18 protein-coding genes and 1 tRNA gene are annotated in these 17,457 nt (G+C 38.5%); 15 read left to right on the forward strand and 4 right to left on the reverse strand.

What is annotated here, in order from left to right:
- Positions 1-17: 17 nt before the first annotated feature.
- A complete protein-coding gene (locus tag IRT38_RS08470; protein WP_194597447.1) occupies positions 18-1,025 on the reverse strand; it encodes a sulfate ABC transporter substrate-binding protein in 1,008 nt (335 codons plus the stop codon).
- Between the two features lie 251 nt (positions 1,026-1,276).
- Here IRT38_RS08470 and pabC point away from each other — a divergent pair, with 251 nt between their 5' ends.
- The 3 genes from pabC to tmk are packed head-to-tail and all read left to right on the forward strand — an operon-like array spanning position 1,277 to position 3,767.
- Positions 1,277-2,089 (forward strand): aminodeoxychorismate lyase, encoded by an 813-nt coding sequence (gene pabC, locus IRT38_RS08475; RefSeq protein WP_194597448.1) that lies wholly within the window; start codon positions 1,277-1,279, stop codon positions 2,087-2,089.
- Positions 2,090-2,091: 2 nt separating this feature from the next.
- Positions 2,092-3,168, forward strand: a complete 1,077-nt coding sequence (gene mltG, locus IRT38_RS08480; protein WP_004953066.1) for an endolytic transglycosylase MltG — start codon at positions 2,092-2,094, stop codon at positions 3,166-3,168.
- On the forward strand, positions 3,168-3,767 hold the full coding sequence (gene tmk, locus IRT38_RS08485) for a dTMP kinase (RefSeq protein ID WP_194597449.1): 600 nt from the start codon (positions 3,168-3,170) through the stop codon (positions 3,765-3,767). Before mltG ends, tmk begins: the two co-directional genes overlap by 1 nt.
- A gap of 221 nt (positions 3,768-3,988) precedes the next feature.
- On the opposite strand, the gene nadB is transcribed toward tmk, so the two are convergent.
- On the reverse strand, positions 3,989-5,626 hold the full coding sequence (nadB, locus tag IRT38_RS08490; RefSeq protein ID WP_171191614.1) for an L-aspartate oxidase: 1,638 nt from the start codon (positions 5,624-5,626) through the stop codon (positions 3,989-3,991).
- A 376-nt stretch (positions 5,627-6,002) separates the two neighbouring features.
- Here nadB and IRT38_RS08495 point away from each other — a divergent pair, with 376 nt between their 5' ends.
- The 11 genes from IRT38_RS08495 (at position 6,003) to IRT38_RS08545 (ending at position 15,304) form a co-directional block, all read left to right on the forward strand.
- Positions 6,003-7,379: a Do family serine endopeptidase gene (locus IRT38_RS08495; RefSeq protein WP_004913465.1), complete on the forward strand. Its 1,377-nt coding sequence runs from the start codon at positions 6,003-6,005 to the stop codon at positions 7,377-7,379.
- Positions 7,380-7,494: 115 nt separating this feature from the next.
- A complete protein-coding gene (locus IRT38_RS08500; protein ID WP_004913463.1) occupies positions 7,495-7,953 on the forward strand; it encodes an acyl-CoA thioesterase in 459 nt (152 codons plus the stop codon).
- 161 nt (positions 7,954-8,114) lie between these two features.
- Positions 8,115-9,932 (forward strand): translation elongation factor 4, encoded by a 1,818-nt coding sequence (lepA, locus tag IRT38_RS08505; protein WP_004913460.1) that lies wholly within the window; start codon positions 8,115-8,117, stop codon positions 9,930-9,932.
- Between the two features lie 21 nt (positions 9,933-9,953).
- Positions 9,954-10,817: a signal peptidase I gene (gene lepB, locus IRT38_RS08510; RefSeq protein WP_004913459.1), complete on the forward strand. Its 864-nt coding sequence runs from the start codon at positions 9,954-9,956 to the stop codon at positions 10,815-10,817.
- Between the two features lie 23 nt (positions 10,818-10,840).
- Complete coding sequence (locus IRT38_RS08515) at positions 10,841-11,221, forward strand: DUF4845 domain-containing protein (RefSeq protein WP_004959732.1); 381 nt, start codon at positions 10,841-10,843, stop codon at positions 11,219-11,221.
- The gene (rnc, locus tag IRT38_RS08520; protein WP_004913454.1) at positions 11,187-11,885 is read left to right on the forward strand and encodes a ribonuclease III; all 699 of its coding nucleotides are present in this window, start codon (positions 11,187-11,189) and stop codon (positions 11,883-11,885) included. Before IRT38_RS08515 ends, rnc begins: the two co-directional genes overlap by 35 nt.
- Positions 11,886-11,889: 4 nt before the next feature.
- Positions 11,890-12,915 (forward strand): GTPase Era, encoded by a 1,026-nt coding sequence (gene era / locus IRT38_RS08525; protein WP_129262311.1) that lies wholly within the window; start codon positions 11,890-11,892, stop codon positions 12,913-12,915.
- A 24-nt stretch (positions 12,916-12,939) separates the two neighbouring features.
- A complete protein-coding gene (locus IRT38_RS08530) occupies positions 12,940-13,143 on the forward strand; it encodes an NF038104 family lipoprotein (RefSeq protein WP_004953083.1) in 204 nt (67 codons plus the stop codon).
- A 9-nt stretch (positions 13,144-13,152) separates the two neighbouring features.
- A complete protein-coding gene (locus IRT38_RS08535; protein WP_151958309.1) occupies positions 13,153-13,860 on the forward strand; it encodes a DNA repair protein RecO in 708 nt (235 codons plus the stop codon).
- Positions 13,861-13,914: 54 nt separating this feature from the next.
- Positions 13,915-14,643 (forward strand): pyridoxine 5'-phosphate synthase, encoded by a 729-nt coding sequence (gene pdxJ / locus IRT38_RS08540; protein ID WP_004913445.1) that lies wholly within the window; start codon positions 13,915-13,917, stop codon positions 14,641-14,643.
- 4 nt (positions 14,644-14,647) lie between these two features.
- Positions 14,648-15,304, forward strand: coding sequence for a tRNA-(ms[2]io[6]A)-hydroxylase (locus IRT38_RS08545; RefSeq protein ID WP_004913443.1), 657 nt, complete (start codon positions 14,648-14,650; stop codon positions 15,302-15,304).
- 97 nt (positions 15,305-15,401) lie between these two features.
- Here IRT38_RS08545 and IRT38_RS08550 read toward each other — a convergent pair.
- A tRNA-Asn gene (locus IRT38_RS08550) sits at positions 15,402-15,477 on the reverse strand.
- Positions 15,478-15,712: 235 nt separating this feature from the next.
- Here IRT38_RS08550 and IRT38_RS08555 point away from each other — a divergent pair.
- Positions 15,713-16,135 carry a hypothetical protein gene (locus IRT38_RS08555; protein WP_004913441.1) on the forward strand — a complete coding sequence of 141 codons (423 nt, stop codon included), beginning with the start codon at positions 15,713-15,715 and terminating at the stop codon, positions 16,133-16,135.
- A gap of 59 nt (positions 16,136-16,194) precedes the next feature.
- Here IRT38_RS08555 and IRT38_RS08560 read toward each other — a convergent pair whose 3' ends face one another.
- Positions 16,195-17,427 (reverse strand): pyridoxal phosphate-dependent aminotransferase, encoded by a 1,233-nt coding sequence (locus IRT38_RS08560; protein WP_194597450.1) that lies wholly within the window; start codon positions 17,425-17,427, stop codon positions 16,195-16,197.
- Positions 17,428-17,457: the final 30 nt, after the last annotated feature.

Genomic DNA, 17,457 nt, shown 5'->3' on the forward strand with positions numbered 1-17,457 from the left:
AGTGGGACTTAGTTGGATTATTTACCTGTGCTATTGATCTTGACGATTTGGTCGAAAATTCCACCATTATCAAAATGGGTTTTTTGTACTTTTGCCCAACCACCAAATTCTTTATCGATTGTTACTAGTTTCAGTGGTTTGAATAAATTGCTGTATTTCTTTAATACGGCTGCATTGCGAGGACGATAGAAATTACGCACTGCAATTTCTTGACCAGCAGGAGAGTACAAGTAATTCAAATATCCGCGTGCAATTTGGGCGTTACCTTTTTTCTGAGCATTTTTTTCTACTACGGCAACAGGTGGTTCCGCTAAAATAGAAAGAGACGGTGTGATGATTTCGAATTTACCTGGCTGCTCTCGAACGGCAAGGAAAGCTTCATTTTCCCAAGCTAACAACACATCACCGATACCACGTTCAGCAAATGTAGTTGTTGCTCCGCGTGCTCCTGAATCCAAAACTTTGGTTTGCTTATAAATTTGACGCACAAATTCTTGAGCTTTAGCGTCATTGCCGCCTTTTTGATGTTTTGCCCAAGCCCATGCACCTAAATAATTCCAGCGAGCACCACCCGAGGTCTTTGGATTTGGCGTGATGATTTCAACACCAGGTTTGACTAAATCACCCCAGTCTTTGATTTTCTTTGGGTTATCTTTTCGAACAAGGAATACAATCGTTGATGTATATGGCGTAGAGTTATTTGGTAATTTCTTTTGCCAGTCTGCTGGAAGTAATTTTGCATTTTCAGCAATTTCATCAATATCAGCAGCAAGTGCTAGTGTTACAACATCAGCATTTAAACCATCAATGACAGCACGTGCTTGTTTGCCTGAGCCGCCGTGTGATTGTTTGAAGTCAATATCTTGTCCTGTGCGCTGTTTCCAGTAAGCACCGAATTGTTTATTGAAATCTGTATAGAGTTCACGTGTCGGATCATAAGACACATTTAAAAACTCTTGCGCAGCAAAAGAAGAAACTGAAAGTAATGCAGCAATTACACCGACTTTGACCTGAGATAAACGCATGGAGACCCCTCAAAAATTAAATCATTGTTTGGAATATGGATGCAGCATAACTGCAGTTTTTTTGCAAAAAAAATAATTAAAATCGAATTTGATATGAAAAATTAAGAAATACATAAAAGAGATAAGTTATGCTGAATAACTGATAAATAAGAAATTTTTATTTTACTGGTGAAGTTGTTATAATTATTTAAAATCAATAGGTTATTAAGATTAATAGCTTCGATAAATGCATCCCACAGGATCTTTAACTTATGCAATGCTATAAAAATGGGCAGTTGATTGATTCAATTCCTTTATTGGATCGTGCGTTTCACTACGGTGATGGGTGTTTCACAACAGCACGATTGGTGCATGGTAGAATGGAATTAAAACAACTACATATTGCTCGTTTGAATTATGCTTGCAAAAATTTAAGCTTGGATGCCGATTTATCTTTTATAGAACAAGCATTAGATCAATTGTCACAACATGAAAAAAACTTGAATGGTACGTTGAAGGTTGTAATCAGCCGTGGAGAAGGTGACCGAGGATATAGTCTCCCTTTACACCCAGCTGATGTATATGTGTGGTTTTATCCTAAACAATTGCAACATTTAGAGCCTGAATGGATTGAAAGTGGTTTACTGAATCATGCTATAGGTTTGCATATGCCTCATTTGGTTGGTTTGAAGACTTTGAATCGACTAGAGCAAGTTGTGTTGAAGCAAGAAGCAGATCAGCGAGGTTGGCTAGAAGCATTAGTTACCGACGTGCAAGGGTATATTGTTGAAGGTGTAAGCAGTAATTGTTTTATTCGTATAAATGATCAATGGATTACTCCAGAACTTCGCTATAATGGCGTGCACGGTGTAATGCGTGCACACATTCTATCTCGTATGCAACAAAATGATATTTCATGTGAACAACGTTGTATTGAAATGGATCAGATCGCGCATATCCAGAACATATTTTTCTGTAATGCTTTGCATCCGATGAAAGCTGTAGTTCGATTTCAAGGTCGAACAATGCAGCAGCAACCGTATCTTGATTTATTTAATTTTTTAAAACTTAGCCAGATTGACTAAATATGCCGAAACCTCCGAATCCAAGCAAAACTAAGAAAAAGCCTAAAGCCAAATCACAAGCTAAGTTTTCTATTAAGTTTTTTATCATAGCAATCATTGCTTTTTTGATTGTGATCTTTGGTGTTTTCTGGTCAAGTTTATTCAAGAATTACCCTGTTCAAAACAAAAAACAGCTTTTGGTCATTTCTTCTGGAGATACCTATTCTGGTTTTATTGACCGTTTAGCTGAAGAAAATAAAGTGAATTTTCCGATTCTTTTGAAACTCTATCAAAAGTTCATGATTCATGACACGATGAAAGCAGGTGTTTATGAAGTCACGCAAGGTATGAGTGTTCGTCAAGTTTTGGAAATGTTATCCAATGCTGAAAATGCTCAAATGAATCGAATTTTAGTGATAGAAGGTACAACATTTAAGCAACTGATTAACAACCTCAAAAAAGATTCAAATGTCACTAAAACAATATTGGATTTACCTCAGGATCAATTATTAAAAGAACTCGATATTCCTTATTCACATCCTGAAGGCTTGTTTGCACCAGATACTTATTTCTTTGCCAAAGGCGAAACTGATAAAAAAATCTTAACGGATTTATATCATCGTCAAATGAAATCTTTAGATGAAGCTTGGGCGAATAAAGCAGCCAATCTTCCTTATAAAGATAAATATGAAGCATTAATTATGGCTTCAATTATTGAAAAAGAAACTAGTTTAGATCGTGAGCTTGAGCAAGTTTCAGGTGTTTTTGTGCGTCGTTTAAAAATTGGTATGCGCTTACAAACCGATCCTACTGTAATTTATGGTATGGGGGATCGTTACACAGGTAATATCACACGTAATGATTTAAGGACACCAACCGCATATAACACTTATACTATTAATGGTTTACCGCCAACCCCAATTGCATTACCAAGCAAAAAAGCGATTGAAGCGGCGATGCATCCAGACGATTCAAAAAATATTTATTTCGTCGCAACAGGAAATGGTGGACATAAATTTAGTGCTTCTCTAGCAGAGCATAATCGTGCAGTACAAGATTACTTGTCTGTACTCCGTTCAAAGAAAAATCAAGGTGAATGATGTTTATTAGTTTTGAAGGTACGGAAGGTGTAGGGAAAACCACTCTGATTCGTAAAATTCATCAGTACTTTGAACAGCAAGGTAAGGAAATTGTACTGACCCGTGAGCCTGGTGGCACACCATTAGCAGAACAGATTCGTACATTATTATTGGCAGTAAATCATGATGAGCAAATGAGTCATGATACTGAGCTATTACTGATTTATGCTGCACGAGCTCAACATTTACAACAAGTGATTTTACCTGCATTAGCGGCGGGAAAAATTGTGTTGAGTGATCGTTTTACTGATGCCAGCTTTGCTTATCAGTGTTCTGGGCGTGGTTTAAGTCAGGAAAAGCTGCAATTGTTAAATCAAACTTTTGTGGCAAAAATGCCGAATATTACCTTTTGGTTGGATGCACCGATTGAGTTGGGCATGACCCGTGCTCGAGAGCGTGGTGCATTAGATCGTTTTGAACAAGAAAAATTGAGCTTCTTTGCCAAGGTGCGTTCTGGTTATGAGACTTTGTGGCAAGCAGAGCCTGAACGGATCAAGCGTTTGGATGCAACACAAAATGAGGATGTTGTGTTTCAAGAAGCATTGCAGTATTTGAAGTAAATACGATTATATACTCAACCTGCATTTTCGAAAAGTTTGGGTGATGTTTGGGTTTTATTTCTTATGCCTTACTTTTCAAGGATGAAAAGTAACAAAAATCCTTTGTTGAGCTGACGGTACATTCTTGATACCGTAGCTTAACGGGCGACATTCATGTCGCCTATCGCGATAGTAAATAATAACTATAAGTTATCTTGAAAATATCAAAAAATGTGAAAGTATCACTCATTCACCAACGGCTGTTCCACCTTAAAGTTTGGCGGAGTTAACACGGTCTTACGAATTTCGTTTGAAAGCTCTGGGTAATCAAGCGTGTAATGCAAACCTCGTGATTCCTTACGTTCCATCGCACAACGTACAATCATTTCAGAAACTAAAACGAGGTTACGCAATTCGATCAAGTTCTTACTGACTCGGTAATCTTGATAGTATTCATTGATTTCACGCTTCAACATCTCGATACGATGTAACGCACGTTGTAGACGTTTAGTCGTACGCACAATACCGACGTAGTTCCACATGGTTGAACGTAGTTCATCCCAGTTTTGTAATATAACAACATCTTCGTCAGCATCAGTCACTTGTGATTCATCCCAAGATGGTACGTTTGGAAATTCAAAGCTCAAGTTATGTTTGCTTTGAATGTCTTCCGCTGCACTCATACCATAAACGAAACATTCGAGTAACGAGTTACTCGCCATACGATTTGCGCCGTGTAAACCTGTATAAGAAGTTTCACCAATCGCATACAAACCATCAAGATCAGTTTGGCTATTAGAATCAACAACTACACCACCACAGGTATAGTGAGCAGCAGGAACAACAGGAATCATGTCTTTGGTAATATCAATTCCGAGTTCAAGCAAGCGAGCATATAGCGTAGGGAAGTGTTCAATAATAAATTCAGGTGATTTATGTGTGATGTCTAACCACACATGACGAATACCTAGACGTTTGATTTCATGGTCGATGGTACGTGCCACAATATCGCGTGGCGCCAGTTCAGCGCGTTCGTCAAAACGAAGCATAAAACGCTCGCCGTCAGGTAGACGTAAGTACGCACCTTCACCACGCATTGCTTCAGTAATTAAGAAAGAGCGTGCTTTAGGGTGGTATAAACACGTTGGGTGGAATTGATTAAACTCCATGTTTGCTACACGACAGCCTGCACGATACGCCATCGCAATACCATCACCTGTAGCAATATCTGGATTAGATGTATAGAGATATGCCTTCATTGCACCGCCACATGCTAATGCAGTAAAAGGTGCTAAGAAAGTATGAACTTGCTCAGTCTTTTCATTAAGAGCATATAAACCTATTGCACGGTTGGTTTGATCTAGATGACCAAGTTTGTGCAAGGTAATAAGATCAATTGCAATGTAGTTTTCAAAGATAGTGATATTTTTACGTTCTTTCGCACGTTCAACTAGGGTCGTTGAAATGGCTTTACCAGTTGCATCAGCCGAGTGAATGATTCGACGCTGCGAATGGCCACCTTCACGGGTGAGATGAAGTTGTTCATCATCGTCTAGAGTGAACTGGACGCCTTGTTTTAATAAGAAATCTACAGAAGGCTTACCACCTTCAACCGTATGTTTGACAGCATCTAGCTCACAAAGATGTCCGCCTGCAATCATAGTGTCATTAATATGTTGTTGAATTGAATCAGTCTCATCCAATACTGCAGCAACACCACCTTGAGCATAGTAAGTGCTAGCTTCAGTTAGTTCAGCCTTAGCTAAGATTGCAATGTTATAATGATGAGGTAAAGAAAGTGCGAGACTTAAACCTGCACCACCACTGCCCACAATAATCACGTCAAAATGATGAATTGTTTCTAAATCAGGCATGTCGATCTGCTTCAATATCAAACGTTCGCTAATGACACCGCTTTTTTGTAAAAAAGGCAAGTGCTATTCTGCTTAGAATTGCGCGAATTTTTAGCGAATAACCAGATAATTAGTCTATATGCCAAGAATTAAACTTTTCACACAGATTGAACATAAGTTACGTGAAGCAACATGGTTTTAATTTCTATTTAAGTAATTCAATAGAAACTCAAGCTGTAATTAGGAAGAATATATTTCTCCACATTTTCTCCATAATTTTATTTTTAAATTTGTCTGTATACCTCGAAAATACAAACATTTTTTAACGAAATAAAAATGTAGCTTATGATAAAACATTAGCTTAAATTTCTATTCGATCATCAGTATGTAGGTTCTTGCTTCTATGAAAAGTCGATATATACAACAAGGATTGTTCACTGCGGTATTTACAGTAGCAGCTGCACAAGTAAATGCTGCGTCACCAGTAGATTTTTCAAACCTCGTAGAACAGGTTAGTCCTGCGGTAGTGAGTGTAAATGTTGTCAAGAAAATGACTCAGGAAGAGTTATTACAGCAACAAGTACCAGAAATACTACGTCGTTTTTTTGGTAATCAGATCATTATCCCGCAGCAGCAGGGACCACAAGAAAAAACTGCTTACGGCAGCGCATTTTTCATTAGTAAAGATGGTTATTTAGTTACCAACCATCATGTAATTGAGAATGCATCTAGAATTAGTATCACCCTAAATGATCGTCGTGAACTCGATGCAACCTTAGTGGGAAGTGACGAGCGAACAGATGTTGCTGTTCTCAAAGTGAATGGCAATAACTTTCCTGAATTAAAAATTGGTGATGTAAATCGACTCAAAGTTGGTGAGCCTGTTCTCGCGATTGGTTCGCCATTTGGTTTTGATTATTCAGCTTCAGCTGGAATTGTGAGTGCAAAGTCTCGAAATATGAGTGGTGAAACTTCTGTTCCATTTATTCAAACAGATGCCGCTTTAAATCCAGGTAACTCTGGTGGCCCTTTGTTCAATCAACAAGGTGAAGTGATTGGTGTTAACTCTCGTATCTTCAGTGGAACTGGAGGTTATATGGGATTGTCATTCTCTATTCCTATTGATGTTGCGATGGATGTTGTTCAGCAATTAAAAGTGAATGGTAAAGTGACACGTTCTTATCTTGGTGTGATGTTGCAAGATATTGATCGTAACCTAGCAGAGGCTTATAAATTACCAAAACCTGAAGGTTCTCTCATCACACAAGTTACACCTAAATCGCCAGCTGAAAAAGCAGGTCTGAAGTCGGGTGATGTGATTTTGAAAATCAATGGAAATTCAATTCTGCGCACAAGTGATTTGTTAAATGTGCTTAATCGGGTAGCACCGAACCAAACGATTCAATTAGATGTTTTACGAGATGATAGAACTCGTACTATATCGGCAACACTTGGCACCGCGCCAGACGATACGCCAGCTGCAGAAGATAAGAATAATCCAACAAGTGGTTTAGGGATGAGTATCCGTAATTTAACTCAAGCAGAGCAAACTCGCTTGGATGTTAATGGTGGAATTCTAGTTCAAGATGTTAAGCGTGGTGGATTAGCATCATTGTCTAATATCGTCGCGGGTGATGTGATTATTCAGGTGAACGGAACTCCGATCACAAACAGTCAGATGTTTGCAAAAACGGTAGCTGCTTTACCAAAAAATAGCGTTGCGCGAGTTGCAATTATTCGCCAGGGGCAACGTGCAATTTTAGGTTTACGCTTACCTTAAATAAGATTAATGGTCTTGAAACCACCCAAATTTTGGGTGGTTTTTATTTTTGAAATTGGAACTAGATTGCACTAGTGTATGCCATGATCGTTGAATTTAGTGATTAATAAGTAATATGAGCACAATTTTTGATTTAAAAATTCAAGTAGAAGCTAAGCATATAGATGTATTGGGCCATGTTAACAATGTGATGTATGTCCAATGGATGCAAGATGTAGCTGCAGCACATATCGAAGCTTTAGGTTTGGGGTTAAAACAGTATTTTGAACTTAAGCATGCGATGGTGGCAGTCGAGCATCATGTCCAATATCGGAAAGCTGCGCTTGAAGGTGAAGAAATTATTTTAAGAACTTGGCTAGACGATCTAAATGCACTTTATTCATTTCGTCAGTACGCATTTTATCGACCTAAAGATCAAAGCATTATTTTTATGGGTAATACTAAGTGGGCTTGTATTGAAATTTCGACTGGGCGTCCAAAACGTATGTCACCAAGTTTCACACAAGCATATCAACCTATTTCTGCTAAGCTCGATCCTATGGATTTCTCAGTTTTATACCATCAAGTGGATTAAGTTGCTTCGCGAGTAAACTAAAGCGATAGGTTTTGAAAGCAAGATAATTATTTTGAATACTTTAAAATTGGCTTCTGTTATAATCGGCAACAATTTTGTTAAACCGTTTTGGCTTATAGCAACTAAAAAGTTATGAGCGTTCAATATTCTCAAGGTAACCCATGGCGCAAGCTAAAAAATCCGTAGATATCAAAAATATACGAAATTTCTCGATCATTGCTCATATTGACCATGGTAAGTCCACTTTGGCTGACCGTTTTATTCAAATGTGTGGTGGTTTGCAAGATCGTGAAATGCAAGCCCAAGTACTGGATTCAATGGAGCTCGAGCGCGAACGTGGGATTACCATTAAAGCTGCATCCGTTACTTTGTACTACACACATCCAAATGGTCAAGAATATCAGCTTAACTTTATTGATACGCCAGGTCACGTAGATTTCTCATATGAAGTGTCACGTTCTTTAGCTGCTTGTGAAGGTGCATTACTGGTGGTCGATGCTGCACAGGGTGTTGAGGCTCAGTCTGTAGCGAACTGTTATACAGCAATTGAGCAGGGCTTGGAGGTATTACCAATCTTAAATAAGATTGATCTTCCACAAGCTGAGCCAGAGCGTGTTATTCACGAGATTGAAGAAATCATTGGTATTGAAGCAACTGATGCTCCAACATGTTCAGCAAAAACTGGCTTGGGTGTAGAAGGTGTTTTAGAGCGTTTGGTTGATGTTATTCCAGCACCTGAAGGTGATCGTGAAGCTCCATTACAAGCTTTAATCATTGATTCATGGTTTGATAATTATCTCGGTGTGGTTTCACTTGTTCGTATTAAACAAGGTCGTATCCGCAAAGGCGATAAAATGCTAGTGAAATCGACTGGTCAAACACATCCAGTTACCTCAGTTGGTGTTTTCAACCCTAAGCATACTGAGACCGATATCCTAGAAGCTGGTGAAGTAGGTTTCGTTATTGCGGGGATTAAGGATATTTTTGGTGCACCAGTAGGTGATACCATTACTTTATCATCGACACCTGATGTTGCCACTCTACCAGGTTTCAAAAAGGTTAAACCGCAAGTTTATGCTGGGCTTTTCCCAATTGATTCTAGCGACTTTGAACCATTCCGTGAAGCATTACAAAAGCTGCAAATTAACGACTCGGCATTGTTTTTTGAACCAGAAAGCTCAGATGCATTAGGTTTCGGATTCCGTTGCGGCTTCCTTGGTATGTTGCATATGGAAATCGTACAGGAACGTTTAGAGCGTGAGTATGATTTAGATTTAATTAGCTCAGCACCTACTGTAATTTATGAAGCACTCACCAAAAAAGGTGAAACCATCTATATCGACAGTCCATCAAAAATGCCAGATGGATCAACAGTCGAAGATTTGCGTGAACCAATTGCAGAATGTCATATTCTTGTTCCTCAAGAGTATCTTGGCAATGTGATGACTTTGTGTGTAGAGCGTCGTGGTGTGCAAAAGGATATGAAATTCCTTGGAAACCAAGTGTCTATCACATTTGAAATTCCAATGGCTGAAGTAGTAATGGACTTCTTTGATCGATTGAAGTCTTGCTCACGTGGTTTTGCATCGCTCGATTACAACTTCGTACGTTTTGAGAGTTCATCTTTAGTTAAGGTTGATGTATTAATTAATGGTGAGAAAGTTGATGCTTTAGCGATGATTTGTCATCGTCAGGATGCTCGCCATCGCGGAATCGCTTTGGTTGAAAAGATGAAGGATTTGATCCCTCGTCAAATGTTCGATGTTGCAATTCAGGCAGCGATTGGCGCACAAATTATTGCTCGTTCTACTGTAAAAGCGATGCGTAAAAACGTATTGGCAAAATGTTACGGTGGTGACGTGTCTCGTAAGAAGAAATTACTTTCAAAACAGAAAGAAGGTAAGAAGCGCATGAAGCAGGTGGGAAGTGTTGAAATCCCACAAGAAGCTTTCTTAGCTGTATTGAAAGTCGAACGATAAAGAAATAATTAGGACTCACCCATGGATTTTGATTTTAATTTGATTTTAGTACCTGCCACACTGATTTTTTTTCTAGTGTGGTTGCTTGATAAGTTTGTATTTAAACAGCGTGCAAATAAAGGTCGTGATCAGGAAAATTTTATTATCACATGGGCCTATGACTTCTGGCCAGTTTTAGCTGTTGTTTTGGTTTTACGTTCATTCTTATATGAGCCATTTAATATTCCTTCAGACTCTATGGTGCCAACCTTGGAGACTGGGGATTTTATTTTGGTCAACAAATTTGATTATGGCGTGCGTCTACCAATTGTGAACTCAAAAGTACTCGATGTCGGTGAGCCAAAGCGTGGGGAAGTAATTGTTTTTAGATATCCGCCACAGCCCACAATTAGCTATATTAAGCGTGTAGTTGGATTACCTGGAGACCATATCCAGTTTAAATCTGGGCAATTGATTATCAATGGTAAACAGGTTGCTAAAGTTGCCACTGAAGTAAATCGAGCAAAAGATCAATTAGAAACACCGACTGTGTATTATTTTAAAGAGACTTTGGGTGAGCATCAGCATTTGATTCGTTATCTAGATGGGCGTAACCCGCTAGCAGAACAATATCAATTCGCTCAGTTAAAAGGTGCTGAAGCTTTAGTACCATTTGTTGCAAAAGCAAATGACGTATTCATTCAAAGTAATGGTCAAGATTGGGAAGTAACTGTACCGAAAGGGCAATACTTCGCAATGGGTGATAACCGTGATCAAAGTGCGGACAGTCGTTTTTGGGGATTTGTACCGGAAGAAAATTTAACTGGACGAGCATTCTATATTTGGATGCATAAAGAGCCTGGTTTTAATCTTCCAAGTTTTAACCGAAATGGTAAGATTGATTAATAAAAACACATAGGAAATATAAAATGCGTAAATCTCAGCAAGGGGCTTCGTATATTGCTATTTTATTTGGGGTGGTTCTTTTTGCAATTGCAGTTAAAGCTGCCATTGCGATATGGCCAGCGTATTGGGACGATAAAATCATCAATACACAAATCGAAGGTGTATTAAAGGATAGTCCAGAAAATATCACACCAGCAAAGTTTGCTCAGCAAATGGATCAACGTCTAGATATGAATGGCGTTCGGGATTTGAGATTTAAAGATGTTGCAATCGTGACTTATAAAGATGATTTAATCGTTAAGAAAAAGTATGAAGTGCGTAAGCCTTTCATGCTTAATATTAGTTTAGTTATGACTTTTGAGAAGACTTTTGACCAAAAATCTGCCAAACAACAAGCTGAATGACGCTCGACTACAGAATCGAATAGGTCATCAGTTTCAACAATTTGATTTGTTAAAACTGGCATTGACTCATCGTTCTGTGAGCCATAAGCATAACTATGAGCGCCTAGAATTTCTAGGCGATTCATTATTAGGGATGATCATCGCTAATTATCTGTATCACACCTATCCTAAAGAGAATGAAGGACGTTTAACGCGAATGCGTGCGACTTTGGTTCGTCAAGAAGCTTTGGGGAAAATTGCGAATGACCTACAGCTGAGTCGGTCATTAATCTTAAGTACAGGTGAGCTAAAATCAGGTGGACATCATCGAGAGTCTATTTTAGCTGATACTGTGGAAGCAATTATTGGTGCGATTTATTTAGATAGTAATGACCTAAATCTACTGCAAAGCATTGTGTTAAAATGGTATGAGCCTTATCTAGATCATATCGAACCGACAGATCAGCTCAAAGATCCGAAATCACGCCTGCAAGAGTATTTACAAGCACGTAAAAAACCTCTCCCAGTTTACGAGGTTGTAGATATTCAAGGTGATGCACCTAACCAACATTTCAAAGTTGAATGCAATGTTGAAGGGATGCCAAAATTTATTGGTGAGGGCTCAAGTCGGCGTTTTGCTGAACAAACTGCAGCAGCCGAAATTTTAAAATTATTGGAGCAATAACCGAATGTCTCATTCAGATGAAAATAAGCCAGATGCAATTGTGTCGCAAGATGGCAATAATTTAATTGATCAGTTCTTTAGCTCGCAAGGAACAACAATTCCTTCCGACTTTAAAAGCGGTTTCGTTGCAATTGTGGGTCGTCCTAATGTTGGTAAATCGACATTAATGAATCACTTGCTAGGTCAAAAGCTTTCGATCACTTCACGTAAGCCACAAACGACACGTCATAAAATTGTCGGTATTGATTCACGTGAGAAATCTCAGGCTGTATTTGTAGATACACCTGGGATGCACAAAAAAGAAGTGCGTGCGATTAATAAAATGATGAATCGTGCTGCACATTCAGCATTACGAGATGTGAATCTAGTTTTATTTGTGGTCGATGCTCAAAAATGGACTCAAAATGATGAGTTGGTTTTAGAGAAACTTAAGAATGCAGAAATGCCAGTCATTCTGGTGATCAATAAGCTAGATACTTTTGAAAATAAGAATGAAGCGCTACCATTAATTCGTGAACGTGCCAAATTAATGGACTTTGCTGAAATTGTTCCAGTGTCGGCACTACGTGGTGCTAATCTAGAACATTTACGTGACACTATTGAAAAATATTTGCCTTATCAAGCCCCTTTATATTCATTAGACCAAATTACCGATCGTTCTGAACGTTTTCTTGCGAGTGAAATTATTCGTGAGAAAATTATGCGTCAGTTGGGTGAAGAACTTCCATATGATTTAACGGTACAAATTGAATCGTTTAAAACAGAAGAAGCGACAGTAAATGAAAAAACTGGTCGTCTAAAGCCACCTTGTACTTATATTGATGCAACGATTTTTGTCGAGCGCCAAGGTCAAAAAGCAATTGTCATCGGAGACAAAGGTGCGAAACTAAAAAGTATTGGTATGGATGCACGTACAGACATGGAAAAAATGTTTGAACAAAAGATCATGTTGACGCTTTGGGTGAAAGTTAAAGGTGGATGGTCTGATGATGAGCGTGCGCTCAAAAGCTTGGGTTATAGTGATATCTAAGCAATAATGTACAAGGAAACAGGTATGAAAAAATCAATACATGTATTTGCTATCCTGATGTGTGTATTCATGTTGCAAGGTTGTATTCACAAACTTGTAACCGTACCTGTTAAAGTTGCCTACAAGACTACTAAAGGTGTGGTAAAAGGAACTGCTGTTGTAGTTGGTGCAGTCATTCCTGATGGTGATGATGAAGAGCAGAAAGACAATGAGGAAGACAAGGACTGATCTTGTCATATGATGCGCAATGAAGTTCTACATGGTTATTTAATTCACCATCGTAAATACCGTGAAAAAAGTCATATTGTGCATTTGTTTACACAAGAATGTGGACGCGTGGATGGAATTTTAAGGCAAACGCCTCCTCCACAATACCAGCCAATTCGCTTACAAGCTTCAGGTAAGTCGGAACTCAAAAATTTCACTAAATTAGAAATTCTAAATCAGCCTGTTTTTTTTCATGGCGATGCTTTTTTTGCTGGATTTTATTTAAATGAAATTTTATTGCGTTTATGTCCCCTAGAAGAAGCCATGTCGCAAACTTTTCAACAATACCAAGTGATATTGTTGCAGTTACAACAGTTAGCTTCACATCCGCAAGCCTCAGTATTTTTGAAACAGATTTTACGCCAATTTGAACATGTTCTATTGCAAGAACTTGGTTATGCAATAGATTTTTCGATTGATGCAAATCAACAAGAAATTCTTGCTTTTCAGCATTACCAATTTCAACTGAATGATGGTTTTATGCCTGTTGCACAAGCATCTAGATCTACGTTAGAAGGACGTTTAATCGCATCGATGCAAAGTTATGAGCTTGGACAGGATTTTGCTAACGAGCAATTGCAATTATTGAGTAAACTATATCGTCAGATGATTAGCGCATTATTGGGCGATCGCCCTTTAAAAAGTCGGCAATTGTGGATTCAAAATACTCAATCTTAATTCTCTTGAGGCAGTATCTGAACTGCTTTGTGTAATAACCTATAGGATATTTTTATGGCTGCAATATTGGGTGTAAATATTGATCATGTTGCGACATTAAGACAAGCACGTGGTACTACTTATCCTGATCCAGTTCAAGCTGCTTTAATCTGTGAAGAAGCAGGCGCTGAGGGGATCACTTTGCATTTGCGTGAAGACCGTCGTCATATACAAGATGATGATGTTCGTCGGATGCGTCCTTTATTGAAAACGCGTATGAATCTTGAATTGGCAGTTACCGATGAAATGGTTGAGTTTGCCAAAGAAATCAAACCACAACATGTATGTTTTGTTCCAGAGCGTCGCCAAGAAGTAACGACTGAGGGGGGCTTGGATGTGGTAGGTCATTTTGATAAAGTCAAAGCGGCTACTGAGGCACTCAAAGCGATTGGTAGTGATGTTTCTTTATTTATTGATGCTGATTTTGCTCAAATTGATGCTGCAGTAGCATGCGGTGCTCCAACCATTGAGATTCATACAGGTGCTTATGCTGATGCTGAAACTGAAGCAGAACAACATGCTGAATTGGAACGCATTATCAAAGGTGCTGAATATGCAGCAGCTAAAGGGCTAGTTGTGAATGCAGGGCATGGTTTGAACCTAAATAATGTTGCACCCATTGCTGCGATTCCACAAATTCATGAACTCAATATCGGGCATTCAATTATTGCAGATAGTATATTTGTAGGTTTAGCTCAAGCAGTCAAAGATATGAAGGCAGCAATTCAGGCGGCTGAGAGATAATTGGATGAGTAATTTAAACTACGATGAGTTAATGCAACCTGTTATTGATTTCTTAGGGTGTACGACTCCTCAAGCTTGGTTAGATGAAGCTGTTAATCACTTAGATATCTTAATGCAAGACCATGCGAATTGTGAAAAAAAGGCTGCGGGAACAGCGATGAACTTAATGTTCCGTTATAGTTTTTTTACTGACCTGCAAGTAAAGTTAGCACAATTAGTTCGTGAAGAAATGCTGCACTATGAGCAAGTGTTAGAGTTCATGACTAAACGTGGTTTAGAGTGGAAAGGCTTAAGTGCAGGGCGGTATGCAGGGGAGCTACGCAAAGAAATTCGTACTTATGAACCTGAAGCTTTGATTGATGTGATGATCATTGGTGCATTTGTTGAGGCACGTTCTTGTGAGCGATTTTATTCACTAGCACCGAAGGTTGATGATGAGTTGGGGCGATATTATCGATATTTGCTTAAATCAGAGTCTCGTCATTTTGAAGATTATTTAGCGCTGGCTTTAGATGTAGCTAAAACAGCAAAATTGAAAGACCCTGAAGAGAATATTCAGAAGCGTATTGATCATATACGTGAGGTTGAAAAGAATTTAATTTTAAGCCCAGATGATACTTTCCGTTTTCATAGTGGTGTTCCTGCAAATATTGCTGCTTAAAAAATGAATTGATCAAGATGCCTCTAGAAATAGGGGCATTTAAATTTTATATTTGCAATAAAAAAGCCTTTATCAAAGATAAAGGCTTTTTGAATCTTGGCTCTCCCACCTGGGCTCGAACCAGGGACCTGCGGATTAACAGTCCGTCGCTCTACCGACTGAGCTATGGGAGAATCTGAGTGCCATTATAGGCGGCTTTTAAAATCGGTCAAGCGAAAAACATCAAGTTTCTTATATTTTGATGTTGGATGCTTTTTATTTGCACAGTTGAGCAAAGTCTATAAAAAAAACTTGAATTTTGATGAGGCTGTTGTTAGATTTTGATTTAACAAAAGTGTTTAGATCAGTCTAAACAGTGTGGATTTAACCCAACTTGCCAGCACTAAAATGGCTAAATCGGAGGTCGAAATGACTACTCTTCGTATTGAATCTATTTTTTCAAATTTTTCTTTCTACAAGCAAAATTATCTCAATATAATTAACGATCCTTCCCAATATTATCAAGTCGTAGAAAGTGCAAATATTCATTTCGCAAGTTTTAGTGATGAGCGCTTATATTTAGGTGATTTATTACAACTTTGGCTAAGTGATAAATGGACGGAGCATCAGCTTAAGACCTTAGCAAAATCGCATTATTTGTTGCCAACACAAGATGGGGTAAATGGTCAAAACTCTTTATTTCTTTTCGCTTTTAAAAAGCATAGTTTATTTAAACAAGCCTATGCATATGCTTGGAATACTTTAGAAAATAAAGTTCAAAAAATTGCTTTGAACGAAAGTTTCCCTTTCTATTGTCATTATTTGACATTAAGTCGTCCAAAACGGGTTTAATATTTCTGAAATAAAAAAGACCTGTACAAGACAGGTCTTTTTTATTTGTTTTTTAGGATTTAAGCTGTTTTCTCTGCTTCAATAGAAGCAATTGCTGCATCAACGCCTTCGATTGAATCAGCAGCATTTTTAATACGCGTTAGAGCATCTACCAACACTTCATCAGCAGTTGCATATGAAATACGCATAAAGCCACCTAAACCAAATGCATCACCTGGTACAACTGCTACACCAGTTTCTTCGAGCAACCATTCAGAAAACTCTGTGCAAGATTTTAAGCCTTTAGCACGAATCAATGGGCGAATGTTTGCGTATGCGTAGAATGCACCATCTGCTGGTAAGCAAGAAATACCTTTGATTTCATTCAGACCATTCACAACCAAGTCATGGCGACGCTTAAATGCTTCAATCATAGGTTGAAGGACGTCTTGTGGACCATTTAATGCGGCTTCAGCTGCAACTTGTGAAATTGAAGTTGGGTTCGATGTAGATTGTGATTGAATGTTTTTCATCGCACCGATTAGTTTTGCTGGACCTGCAGCATAACCAATACGCCAGCCTGTCATTGCATAAGCCTTAGATACGCCATTGAGTACGATAGTGCGGTCGTATAAATCAGGAGCAATCGTCGCAATGTTGTAGAATTCATTTTCCCAACGGATTGGTTCATACATATCATCTGAAGCAATTAAAACTTGCGGATGACGGCGTAGAACGTCAGCAAGAGCTTCTAACTCAGCTTTGGTATAAATCATACCTGTTGGGTTTGAAGGACTGTTAAGTACCAACAAACGAGTATTTGGTGTGATCGCAGCTTCTAATTGTTCAGGTGTGATTTTGAAACGTTGTTCTTCACCACATTTTACAATCACTGGCGTACCTTCAGCGATGATCACCATATCTGGATAACTTACCCAAAATGGTGCAGGGATGATGACTTCATCGCCTTTATTTAAGAGCGCAAGCGCCAAATTAAAGAAACTTTGCTTACCACCACAAGATACTAAAATCTGGTTAGGTTGATAATCTAAATTGTTATCACGTTTTAATTTCGCAATAATCGCCTTTTTTAAGCTTGGAGTGCCGTCAACTGCTGTATATTTTGTAAAGCCTTTGTTAATCGCTTCAATTGCTGCATCTTTGATGTGTTGAGGTGTATCAAAGTCTGGTTCGCCTGCACCTAAACCAATCACGTTTTTACCAGCAGCTTTAAGTTCTGCAGCTTTATTTGTAACTGCTAGTGTAGGGGACGGTTTGATAGCATTTACACGATCAGATAGACGTACGTCCACGGCATTATTCCTTCTTATGGGATTAAAAAA

This window comes from Acinetobacter sp. SK-43 (genome assembly GCF_015351505.1).
Lineage (GTDB): Bacteria > Pseudomonadota > Gammaproteobacteria > Pseudomonadales > Moraxellaceae > Acinetobacter > Acinetobacter junii.

Excerpts from the sequence above, each read along its gene's own strand:
- IRT38_RS08495 (WP_004913465.1), top strand. The coding sequence starts at position 6,003 with ATGAAAAGTCGATATATACAACAAGGATTGTTCACTGCGGTATTTACA.
- IRT38_RS08500 (WP_004913463.1), top strand. The coding sequence starts at position 7,495 with ATGAGCACAATTTTTGATTTAAAAATTCAAGTAGAAGCTAAGCATATA.
- era (WP_129262311.1), top strand. The coding sequence starts at position 11,890 with ATGTCTCATTCAGATGAAAATAAGCCAGATGCAATTGTGTCGCAAGAT.
- pabC (WP_194597448.1), top strand. The coding sequence starts at position 1,277 with ATGCAATGCTATAAAAATGGGCAGTTGATTGATTCAATTCCTTTATTG.
- pdxJ (WP_004913445.1), top strand. The coding sequence starts at position 13,915 with ATGGCTGCAATATTGGGTGTAAATATTGATCATGTTGCGACATTAAGA.
- lepB (WP_004913459.1), top strand. The coding sequence starts at position 9,954 with ATGGATTTTGATTTTAATTTGATTTTAGTACCTGCCACACTGATTTTT.
- lepA (WP_004913460.1), top strand. The coding sequence starts at position 8,115 with ATGGCGCAAGCTAAAAAATCCGTAGATATCAAAAATATACGAAATTTC.
- mltG (WP_004953066.1), top strand. The coding sequence starts at position 2,092 with ATGCCGAAACCTCCGAATCCAAGCAAAACTAAGAAAAAGCCTAAAGCC.
- IRT38_RS08470 (WP_194597447.1), bottom strand. The coding sequence starts at position 1,025 with ATGCGTTTATCTCAGGTCAAAGTCGGTGTAATTGCTGCATTACTTTCA.
- IRT38_RS08545 (WP_004913443.1), top strand. The coding sequence starts at position 14,648 with ATGAGTAATTTAAACTACGATGAGTTAATGCAACCTGTTATTGATTTC.
- IRT38_RS08535 (WP_151958309.1), top strand. The coding sequence starts at position 13,153 with ATGATGCGCAATGAAGTTCTACATGGTTATTTAATTCACCATCGTAAA.
- IRT38_RS08515 (WP_004959732.1), top strand. The coding sequence starts at position 10,841 with ATGCGTAAATCTCAGCAAGGGGCTTCGTATATTGCTATTTTATTTGGG.
- tmk (WP_194597449.1), top strand. The coding sequence starts at position 3,168 with ATGTTTATTAGTTTTGAAGGTACGGAAGGTGTAGGGAAAACCACTCTG.
- IRT38_RS08555 (WP_004913441.1), top strand. The coding sequence starts at position 15,713 with ATGACTACTCTTCGTATTGAATCTATTTTTTCAAATTTTTCTTTCTAC.
- IRT38_RS08530 (WP_004953083.1), top strand. The coding sequence starts at position 12,940 with ATGAAAAAATCAATACATGTATTTGCTATCCTGATGTGTGTATTCATG.